Annotated in this window: 8 protein-coding genes; 6 read left to right on the top strand and 2 right to left on the bottom strand. The window is 67.3% G+C overall.

Annotated features, from left to right (window positions below; translation table 11 throughout):
* Nucleotides 1-496: 496 nt before the first annotated feature.
* The 6 genes from ACIQRW_RS35965 (at nucleotide 497) to ACIQRW_RS35940 (ending at nucleotide 6805) form a co-directional block, all read left to right on the top strand.
* Nucleotides 497-1504 carry a cupin-like domain-containing protein gene (locus ACIQRW_RS35965; protein ID WP_403768908.1) on the top strand — a complete coding sequence of 336 codons (1008 nt, stop codon included), beginning with the start codon at nucleotides 497-499 and terminating at the stop codon, nucleotides 1502-1504.
* Between the two features lie 83 nt (nucleotides 1505-1587).
* On the top strand, nucleotides 1588-3411 hold the full coding sequence (locus ACIQRW_RS35960; RefSeq protein ID WP_403768905.1) for a non-ribosomal peptide synthetase: 1824 nt from the start codon (nucleotides 1588-1590) through the stop codon (nucleotides 3409-3411).
* A gap of 36 nt (nucleotides 3412-3447) precedes the next feature.
* On the top strand, nucleotides 3448-3645 hold the full coding sequence (locus tag ACIQRW_RS35955; protein WP_093436133.1) for an MbtH family protein: 198 nt from the start codon (nucleotides 3448-3450) through the stop codon (nucleotides 3643-3645).
* A gap of 50 nt (nucleotides 3646-3695) precedes the next feature.
* Nucleotides 3696-4526 carry a DUF6071 family protein gene (locus ACIQRW_RS35950; RefSeq protein ID WP_403768902.1) on the top strand — a complete coding sequence of 277 codons (831 nt, stop codon included), beginning with the start codon at nucleotides 3696-3698 and terminating at the stop codon, nucleotides 4524-4526.
* Nucleotides 4527-4612: 86 nt separating this feature from the next.
* Nucleotides 4613-5605 carry a TauD/TfdA family dioxygenase gene (locus tag ACIQRW_RS35945; protein WP_403768899.1) on the top strand — a complete coding sequence of 331 codons (993 nt, stop codon included), beginning with the start codon at nucleotides 4613-4615 and terminating at the stop codon, nucleotides 5603-5605.
* Between the two features lie 171 nt (nucleotides 5606-5776).
* Nucleotides 5777-6805, top strand: a complete 1029-nt coding sequence (locus tag ACIQRW_RS35940; RefSeq protein WP_403768896.1) for an SAM-dependent methyltransferase — start codon at nucleotides 5777-5779, stop codon at nucleotides 6803-6805.
* 130 nt (nucleotides 6806-6935) lie between these two features.
* Here the strand turns inward: ACIQRW_RS35940 and ACIQRW_RS35935 are convergent, their stop codons facing one another.
* Both ACIQRW_RS35935 and ACIQRW_RS35930 read right to left on the bottom strand, forming a co-directional pair.
* Nucleotides 6936-7763 (bottom strand): N-acetyltransferase, encoded by an 828-nt coding sequence (locus ACIQRW_RS35935; RefSeq protein ID WP_403768893.1) that lies wholly within the window; start codon nucleotides 7761-7763, stop codon nucleotides 6936-6938.
* The coding region (locus tag ACIQRW_RS35930; RefSeq protein WP_403768890.1) for an AMP-binding protein at nucleotides 7760-9164 on the bottom strand (1405 nt) is incomplete at its 5' end. The genes ACIQRW_RS35930 and ACIQRW_RS35935, both read right to left, overlap by 4 nt.

The following is a 9164-nucleotide window of genomic DNA, read 5'->3' as shown; positions in this document are numbered from 1 at the left end:
CGGCCGGGGACTGTTCAGCATCGTTCCTCGCAACCGTTCTGAACATGTCTGTCGTGACGGTTGGAGTGGTCATCAACCGGACAGAGCTCTTGCCGCCAGCTTGTTTGCGGGCCAGTATGGTGCCGGTCATGGTCGATCCGTCAATGCCCCTGCACTTAACCGTTTTTCGCGGTTCCGCGGCGCCGTCGAGCTCTTACCCGTGGAGAGCTCCGTCCCCGACGGCATGCGGCGTACTCACCCATGGCCCCGAGCGGCCACTCGACCCTGAGCGCGGGCGAACGGGAGCGGTGGTCCCATCACTTGTACATGAGTCATCGCCCCTGATGCGCGGGGCGGGACCGAAAGCGGGGCCGGAGACGGAACTGCGAACGGAGCCGAGGACGGAAGGGACAAGCCGCCCGAGCGCCGCGGCGAGCAGCGATCACGCCACAACTAAACCGGTCGCGTTCACACCGGCTCAGCATTACGTTGCACATCAACTGTAGGAGGACACCCAGTGAACGCGGTTCCCGGTAGCGCCGGCCCTGCACAGCGCAGTGATTCCGACCAGGACCCGAGAGAGGCGCTCCGACATGCCGGACTCGACGTACGGCCGATTCCCCGGGCCGCTGAGCACACCCCCGCCGGACTGCAACAGGCCGTCAAGCAGCGCGCGGTCCCGATGATCTTCAATGGGCTGACCGACGAGTGGCCCGCCCGGAAGTCCTGGGAACCCGAGCACCTGCGCCGCACGCGCGGGCAACGAGAGGTCACGGCGCTGATGGGCCTGCCCACCGACGGCGTGCTCTACCCGCAGGACCAGCAGTCGTACGAACGCACCCTGCTGCTGGCCGAGTTCATCGACGTGATGATGGACGAGACCGCGGTCGCGCCGAGCTACCTGGCCTACCAGCGTGCCGCGGACCTCCTCGACCTCTCCGACTGCGACCTGGCCGCCCTACTCGGACCGGCCGACGGCCCCGGCAGTGACACTCGGGTGTGGATCGGCTCTGCGGGCACCCGTTCTATGCTCCACGCGGACCTCAAGGACAACCTGTTCTGCCAGATATGGGGACGCAAGACCGTCACGCTCCTCTCCTGGGAGGACAGTCGATCCGCGTACCCCTTCCCGGACAACCTCGTCAACAGCCAGATCGACGTGGCGCATCCGGACCTGGCGCGCTTTCCCCGGCTGCGTGACGCCACGTTCTACAGCACCACCGTCAACCCCGGTGACGTGGTGTTCATCCCGCGCGGCTGCTGGCACGACATCCGCTCCCACACGCCGTCGGTCTCGGTCAACCACTGGTTCGGACCTGCCCAGAGCTTCACCGAGTACCTGGCGCTGCTGGCCCGCCTGGGCCCGGAGTACTGGCGGCGGACCGCCAGTGACTTCATCGGCCACGGCCTGTTCGGCCGCCGCGAGGAGACCCGGTTCTTCTTCTCGCCGCCGTCCACCGGCAAGCGCCTGTACCACGCGCTGCGGACCGGCAACTTCAACCATGACAACGATCCTTCGGCCTGACACGGAGCCGGGATCAGGACAGCCGTCCAACGGGGGACGAAGGTCCTCCGCAGACCACCCACTTCTGCTGATGGGGAGTTTCCTTGCAAGAGCGCGTCCACGAAGCCATAGCCGGGCACGCGACAACTCGGCCTGACGCACTGGCGATCGCGTCCAGGGGACGCTGGACGACCTATGGCGAACTCCGCGAGCTGGTGCTCGCCACCGCGAGGACTCTGGCGACCACCGTCCGGCGCGCCCAGGAGCTCCCCGTCGTCGTCGTCACCGACCGCAGCGAATGGGCCGTCGTCGCCATGCTGGGCATCTGGCAGGCCAACTGCCTGTACGTGCCGCTCGCCGAGGACACCCCCCAGCAGCGTCTGCGCTCCATCCTCACCAGCGTGCGGCCCGGCGCGATCCTGACGGACAAGAAGAACGCCGATCACCTCCGGAGCGCGTGGGGCGACTGCCCCGTGGTGGAGATCGAGCAGGCGGCAGAGCCTGGCGGGCCCGACGTCCCGATCGTGGCGCCTCACGATCCGTCGGGGGCGCAGCTGGCCTGCCTGGTGCACACCAGTGGGTCCAGTGGGCCGGCCAAGGGCGTGATGATCGACCATCGCGCACTGAGCAACCTCATGACGGCCGTCTCCCTCCCCTACGCACCGGACGCGGCCGATCGGGCGCTGCACTTCGGCGCCTTCGGCTGGGATTCGAGCATCGAAGAGGTCATCCTCCCCCTGTACAAGGGAGCCTCCCTGGTGATGCGCACCGACGAGGCCGACTTCGGGGTTCCGCATTTCTTGCAGGAGCTGCAGAACCAGTCGGTCTCCCACCTCTACCTGCCCACCTCGTACTGGCACGAGATCTGCCTGGAGCTGAGCCGCAGCACCGTGCCCTTCCCGTCGTCCGTGCGGAGCGTGCTGATCGGCGGTGAGGGCGCGTCCGCCGCCGACCTGGCCACCTGGCGCGGCGCCGTGCCCGCGGAGGTGGAGCTGTGGAACTGCTATGGACTCACCGAGACCTGCGTGACCTCCACGATCTACCGCGACGACAGGGGAGTTCCCGCGGAGCAGTTCCGGGGGATGCCGCTGGGAGGCGCGTGCCCCAGCGTGAGCACGGCCATCCTCGACGACGACATGCAGCCGGTTCCGACCGGAGAGATTGGCGAGCTCTACATCGGGGGCCCCGGCGTGGCCAGGGGGTACTGGCGCGACCCCGTGGGCACCGCAGCGTCCTTCATGCCGGCCGTTGACGGCAAGGGCCGCCACTACCGGACCGGCGACCTGGCCCGGGAGGACGCCTCAGGCCTGCTGCACTACGAGGGCCGTGTGGACCGACAGGCCAAGATCAACGGATTCCGGGTCAACCCCAACGAGGTCGAGGGGGTGCTCGCGGTGCATCCGCAGGTCCGCAGGGCGTGCGTGATCCCGCGACGGGAATCCTCGGGGCTCACTGGACTGGTCGCCTTCCTCGAACTCGTCACGGACGACGGCGACATCCAGCAGATCAAGGACCACCTGAAGGCGCGACTGCCGGGCTTCATGGTGCCCACAACGGTGGAGGTCCTGCAGGAGATGCCGTTGCTGCCGAATGGCAAGATCGACGTCAGCTCCCTCACGAGCAGGGCGTCCGCCGCTGCCGGCACGCCCCCGGGCGTGCCGGAACTCCGGCAGGAGCACCTGCGGGAACACCACCGCGACGACGAGGTGCAGGCCGTCTGGTGCGAGGCGCTCGGCATCGCAGAGAGCGAGCCTGAAGACGACTTCCTTGAGCTCGGCGGGAACTCGCTCTCCGGAATGCGCATCGCCGCACGCCTCAATGAGGCGTTCGACGTGGAAATCCGGTTCAGGGACATCTTGGAAGGCCGCACGCTCGCCGCGCTCGCCGCTCGCGTGACGGAGTTGAGGGCCCGCGCTCAGACCAGCTGACCGCGAGGGCTACCGCTTGTGAAAGGGAGACGACTCATGGATGGAACCGTGGAGAATGCGCAGGCGTACGTCGTAGTGGTGAACGCCGAGGGACAGCACTCGATCTGGCCGGCCCATCGTGACGTCCCGGAAGGCTGGCAGGACATCAACGTGCGTGGCAGTCGGGAAGAGTGCCTCGACCACATCGAGCGGGAATGGACGGACATGCGCCCCCTGAGCTTGCGCGGTCAGTAGACGCAGGTCTGGCGGCAATGGCTGTTTGGTTTTTCGAGGGGACGACTGACGTGATCAAAACGCTCTACGCCAACGGATGCAGCTTCACCGAGGGGAAGGAACTGGAGGAAGAGGACCCCGAGTTGCGCCTGGCGGGCAGCAGCAAGGACATCAAGACCCAACTGCTGGTCCGCGACTATCGCAACAAGAAGGCGTGGCCCAGCCACCTGGGAAAGATCTTGGGCGTCGACACGGTCGTCAACGCAGGTCGCAGCGGGGGATCCAACGCCCGCGCGGTGCGCATGGCGTACGACTACGTGTGCAGCTACCTCGCCGCCGGCGGCGAGGCCGATGAACTTCTCGTCTGCCTGGGATTCACGGACCTCGTCAGGACCGAGCGCTTCGAGAGCATGCCCGGAGTGGACGTCAGGTCCGACGCGCCGTTCGACGACGGCTGGGGACTGATGAAGACCAACCTCTCCCCGCAGAAGCACGGCGCCAACCGCGCCGCCCTACGTGCCAACAGGCTCTACTACCGACACCTGTTCCGCGAGGAGCAGGCAACGGTCACCTATGTGCACCAGATATTGAACATGCAGTTCGCACTGTCCTCGATGGGGGTGCGCTTCCACTTCCACGACGCCTTGGCGACCAACGCCGAGCCCATTGCCCGGTTCTCGCTCCTGACGCAGCATCTGCTCCGATTCATCCGGCCGGGCGTCCACCGATCCGTGTATTCCATCGGGCACGGCGAAATGGGCTTCAAGGACGGACACACCTTCGAGGAATGGCTGGTGCGTTCTGGGGCGCCCCGCGCATCCGCCCAGCATCCGCTTTCCGAAGCGCACCGGCTCTGGGCGACGTTGCTCCATTCGGAGATGAAGGAATCCGGCATTGTCTAGCCGGGGGACGACGGAGACTGCAGAACTCGAGAAGGGTGCTTCGAAACATGTCGCAATCGTATTCTCACGCAACTGATCACGAGTTCGTGGTCGCTGGAACGGACGATCCCGGGCTGCCTCAGGTACGGGAGTCGTGGGCCGCGCCCGGACAGCACCTGCCGCTGATCCTCGAACCCGAGGTGGCGGGGCTGGACCTGATCGAGCTCGCCGCACGGCACAAGGAGGAGATCCGGGATCGGATGCTGCGCTACGGCGGGGTGCTGTTCCGCGGCTTCTCCGGCGTCACGGCCGAGACGTTCCGCAGCCTTATGACCGAGCTGTCCGGCGAGCCGCTCCAATACCTTGAACGGACCTCACCGCGCCATGAGGTGGGCAACAAGGTCTACACCTCGACGGACTACCCCGCGGCGCAGGAGATCTTCCTTCACAACGAGCAGTCATACAACACTTCGTGGCCGCTGCGCATCTTCTTCCACTGCGTGGTGCAGCCAGCCGCGGGTGGCGGCACGCCGATCGCCGACTCCCGCAAGATCTACCACCGCATCTCCGAGGCCACCCGCACCAAGCTCGAAGAGCGGAAGTACCGCTACGTGCGCCACTTCGGCGGCCGGCTCGGCCTCAGCTGGCGCGAGGCCTTCCAGTCGGAGGACCGCAGTGAGGTGGAGGAGTACTGTCGGCTGAACGACATCAGCTACGCCTGGGGCGAGAACGACGCGCTGACCACCCATCAGATACGCCCGGTCGTCGCGCGGCACCCTGTCACCGGTGAGGTCACGTGGTTCAACCACCTGGTCTTCTTCAACGTCCAGATGTTCGACCCCGCCACCGTGAAGGCCCTGATGTCGATGGGGAAGGACCAGCTCCCCAACAACACTTACTACGGCGACGGCGCCGACATCGAGCCGGAAGTCATCGAGGAGCTCCGCGCGGCGTACTTGGCGGAGAAGGTGGTCGTCCCCTGGCGCGAGGGTGACGTCCTGATGCTCGACAACATGTTCGTGGCCCATGCCCGCGAGTCGTTCACTCCGCCCCGCCAGATCATCGTCGGGATGACGGAGCCGCGCACGGCTGACCTCTGACGGCCGCCCGCGCACCGTGTCCTATGCGCGTTGGGGACTCCTGGACGCCCCTGACCATCCCACACGCCTCATCACCATCCCGCATGCCTCATAACCGCCTACCGGCTAAGAGCACGGTTCCGGTCGCCCGGGCGGCCCGGATTGCACCAGCTGATTGAAGGGTATGACTAGATGTCTTCTTCCCACGCCAGCGCCCTGTCCCCGTCTGACTGGACCCGTGGTCCGGTCGCCGACCTGTACTCCTCCTACGTGGCCTCCTCCGCGATGTCCACAGCGTGCCAGCTGGGACTCCTTGACCGGTTGGCCGAAAAGGGCGAGGCACGCCTCAGAGACAGCGCCGAGGACCGACTCGACGTGAACGTCGTACGGAACGTCTACCGCGCGCTCCACTGGGCCAAGATCGTCCAGGTCAAGGACAACGGCCTGGTCATACCAGGACCGCGCTTCGAGGAGGCCTACGCCGCACGCGGCTACTTCTACTGGCTGGTCAAGGGCTGTGGCGAGCTCTTCAGCCTCGCACCGGACGTGGCCCGTGAAGACCAGCGGGTGGGCGATTTCTACCACCGCGACATGCGCGCGGTGGCCATCGGGTCGCGGCTGATCGGTGAGGAGGAGGTCGAGCGGCTCTTCGACAAGGTCCTGGCCGACCTCCCCGTCAAGAAGGTTGCCGACCTCGGATGCGGGTCGGGGCAGCGCCTCATCCGCATCGCCGGAAACCACCCAGGCGTCAACGGCGTCGGAGTGGACCTGTCGACCGCCGCGGTCCAGCTGGCCACCGAGTCGGTCCAGGAGGCCGATCTCGCGGACCGGATCACCGTGCTCCAAGGGAATGCTCTAGAGCTCGAACCGCTCCCCGAGTTCGCCGACGTTGACACCATCACCTGCGTCTTCATGGGGCACGACTTCTGGCCGTACGAGAGCTGCGTGAACACCCTGCGCCGGCTGCGGACGGCGTTCCCCGCGGTCGAGCGGCTGTTCATCTGCGACGTCGTCCGCACCAGCGAACTGCCCGGCCCCGACACCACCATCTTCACCCTGGGCTTCGAGTCGGTCCACGCGCTGATGGGCGACTACCTGCCGACGTACGACCAGTGGCAGGAGGCCTTCGTAGAGAGCGGCTGGAAGCGCGCGGCGGTCCACCAGACGACCACTCCGCCCAACGGCTACTTCTTCGAGCTGATTCCCGTGACGGAGGCGTGAGCGGGACCGTCCACGCCTGCTGCGCGTAGCGCACAACCGGGGGCGGGTCACCGGGCAGCTGCCCGGTGACCCGCCCCCGGTTGCGTGCCCGCCCGGTAATGGGGGGCATGCGGCGCCGGCGCCGTGCCGATCAGGAAAGACGCTGGTGCACCCACACGTTGGGCTCGACGTAGACGGCGAAGTCGTTGAGCAGGTCGCAGTGAACGGGCGTCAAGGCGTCCGGAACGATCACCGGGCCGCTCTCGTCGAAGGGCAGGCCGGTCCACTGCCGCCACTGATCCACCGATCCGGGGATGACCATCGACGCAGGGGCTATCCCGACGATGTCGGAGCCGAGCTTGACGTGTGCGCGCAGCAGCGGGTCCGCCGGCAGTCCTGCCTCCGTCGACCGCGCCACGTAGTCGCTCATGGAGACGTGCGGGGCATCCGCCTTCCCTGGCGGTCGGACCGGCGCGATGAAGTGGCGGAAGCCCTTGTCCCTGGCGTTCGCGTGGAGTCCGCGGAGCATCTGGGTCCCGAGCCCCGACCCCCGCAGTTCCGGGCGCACCATGACCTCCAGACCGCAGACGGCGTCGCCCCTGTAGCCGGCCAGCCGCGTGAGATGGGCCTGACGCACCATGCCGTCCCATCCGGTGTCGGGTAGCCCGTCCGGCGGGGCGTCGGCCAGGCCGACGGGTATCGAATGCGCCCGTGCAAGCACTTTGTCGGGTGCATCGGCCGAGAAGGCGACGAGCGTGAACTCGGCGTAGTGCCGGGCCGCGTCGATGTAGAACCTCTCGCCGATCGGCTCGTGCGTCATGAACTCGGGCCAGCTGCCTTTGAGGGCTTCGGCGCGTCCGGTCAGCTCGGGCCGCTCTGCCAGGGTCGTCAAGCGAAGGTCTTCGATCATGATGTTCCTCTGCTCTGTTGCCAGTTGGCCGCGACCGGCCTGCTCGGGCGTCACCTCGCGCGGGCTCATGCGCTGTCTCCGGCGGAGGGTATGGGATGGATATGGGCTGCCAGCGCGGCGATCGTCGGGTGGTCGAAGACCGCCTGCAGACTGGCCTCGCTGTCAAGCGTCTCGTTGACCCGGGAGATGACTTGGATGGCGAGCATGGAGTGGCCGCCGAGTTGGAAGAAGTCGTCGTGGATGCCGATGGGGGTGATGTCGAGGAGCTCGGACCAGATGGCGGAGATGGCCTCCTGGGCGGGATTGGTGGGCGCCTGGAAGGCTGCGTCCAGCTCGGGGCGCGCCCCGTCGGGTTCGGGCAGGGCGCGGCGGTCGAGCTTTCCGCCGGGGCCGACCGGGAGCTCCTCCAGACCGACGATGACGGAGGGGACCAGGTAGCTCGGCAGGCGACGAGCCAGGTCCTCGCGGAGCTGCGGGTCGGGGAACTCTTGGCCGGCCGTACCTGCCAGTCGCCCGTGCCCGGGAGCGGGCGTGACGTAGGCGACGAGCCGTAGGGCGTCGGGTCCGTTCCCCCGTGCCACGACGACTGCCTGGCCCACGCTCGTGTGGTCGCGCAGGGCGGCCTCGATCTCGCCCGGCTCGATGCGGTAGCCGCGGATTTTGACCTGGTCGTCCATTCGACCGAGGAACTCCAGGTCTCCCGAGGGCAGGTAGCGCACGAGGTCGCCGGTGCGGTAAAGGCGGTCGCGGGGCCCCCCGAACGGGTCGCGCACGAACCGCTCGGCGGTGAGCCTGGGGTTGTTCCGGTAGCCGTTGGCCACGCCGGCGCCGCCGATGTAGAGCTCGCCGGGGACGCCGGCGGGTGTGAGGGCCTGGTGGGCGTCGAGGACGTAGAGCCGGGTGTTGGTGATCGGCTTGCCGATCACCGGGCGGTTGCCTTCCACCCGTGCCACGGTGGCGTCGACCGTGCACTCGGTCGGGCCGTAGAGGTTGTACGCCTCGTGCCCGTGGCGCGCGGACAGTGCGGTGAGCATCAGCCACAGCTCGGGATCGATGGCCTCGCCGCCGATCAGGCTGAAGCGCGGCGCGTACTCGCGGCTGAATACGCCCGAGTCGATGAGGCCGCGGAGGAGAGACGGGGTACAGCTGAACGCATCGATCCGCTGCTCCCGCATGTAGCGGACGACCGCGGAGGCATCGCGTCGTGTCGCCTCGTCCAGCACGTGCAGGGTCACGCCCTCGCACATCAGCAGCAACAGTTTCACGGCGGAGTCGAACGACAGGGAGGACAGCAACAGGCTCTGCATGCCGGGCGCGTAGACGTTGCGCTCGCCCCACTCCTTGCGGAACGCCATCGCCAGGTTCGCCACGGAACCGTGGGTGATTTCTACGCCTTTGGGTTGTCCGGTGGATCCGGAGGTGTAGATGACGTAGGCGAGGTCGTGGGGTTGGGGTGTGTGGGGTGTGGTG

Origin of the sequence: Streptomyces sp. NPDC091287 (assembly GCF_044768525.1) — a bacterium.
Taxonomy (GTDB): domain Bacteria; phylum Actinomycetota; class Actinomycetes; order Streptomycetales; family Streptomycetaceae; genus Streptomyces.
This window is presented reverse-complemented; position numbering and strand designations above follow the sequence as displayed.

Bases quoted from the DNA above. Each gene is read 5' to 3' on its own strand.
- ACIQRW_RS35955 (WP_093436133.1), top strand. From the start codon at position 3,448: ATGGATGGAACCGTGGAGAATGCGCAGGCGTACGTCGTAGTGGTGAAC.
- ACIQRW_RS35935 (WP_403768893.1), bottom strand. From the start codon at position 7,763: ATGAGCCCGCGCGAGGTGACGCCCGAGCAGGCCGGTCGCGGCCAACTG.
- ACIQRW_RS35940 (WP_403768896.1), top strand. From the start codon at position 5,777: ATGTCTTCTTCCCACGCCAGCGCCCTGTCCCCGTCTGACTGGACCCGT.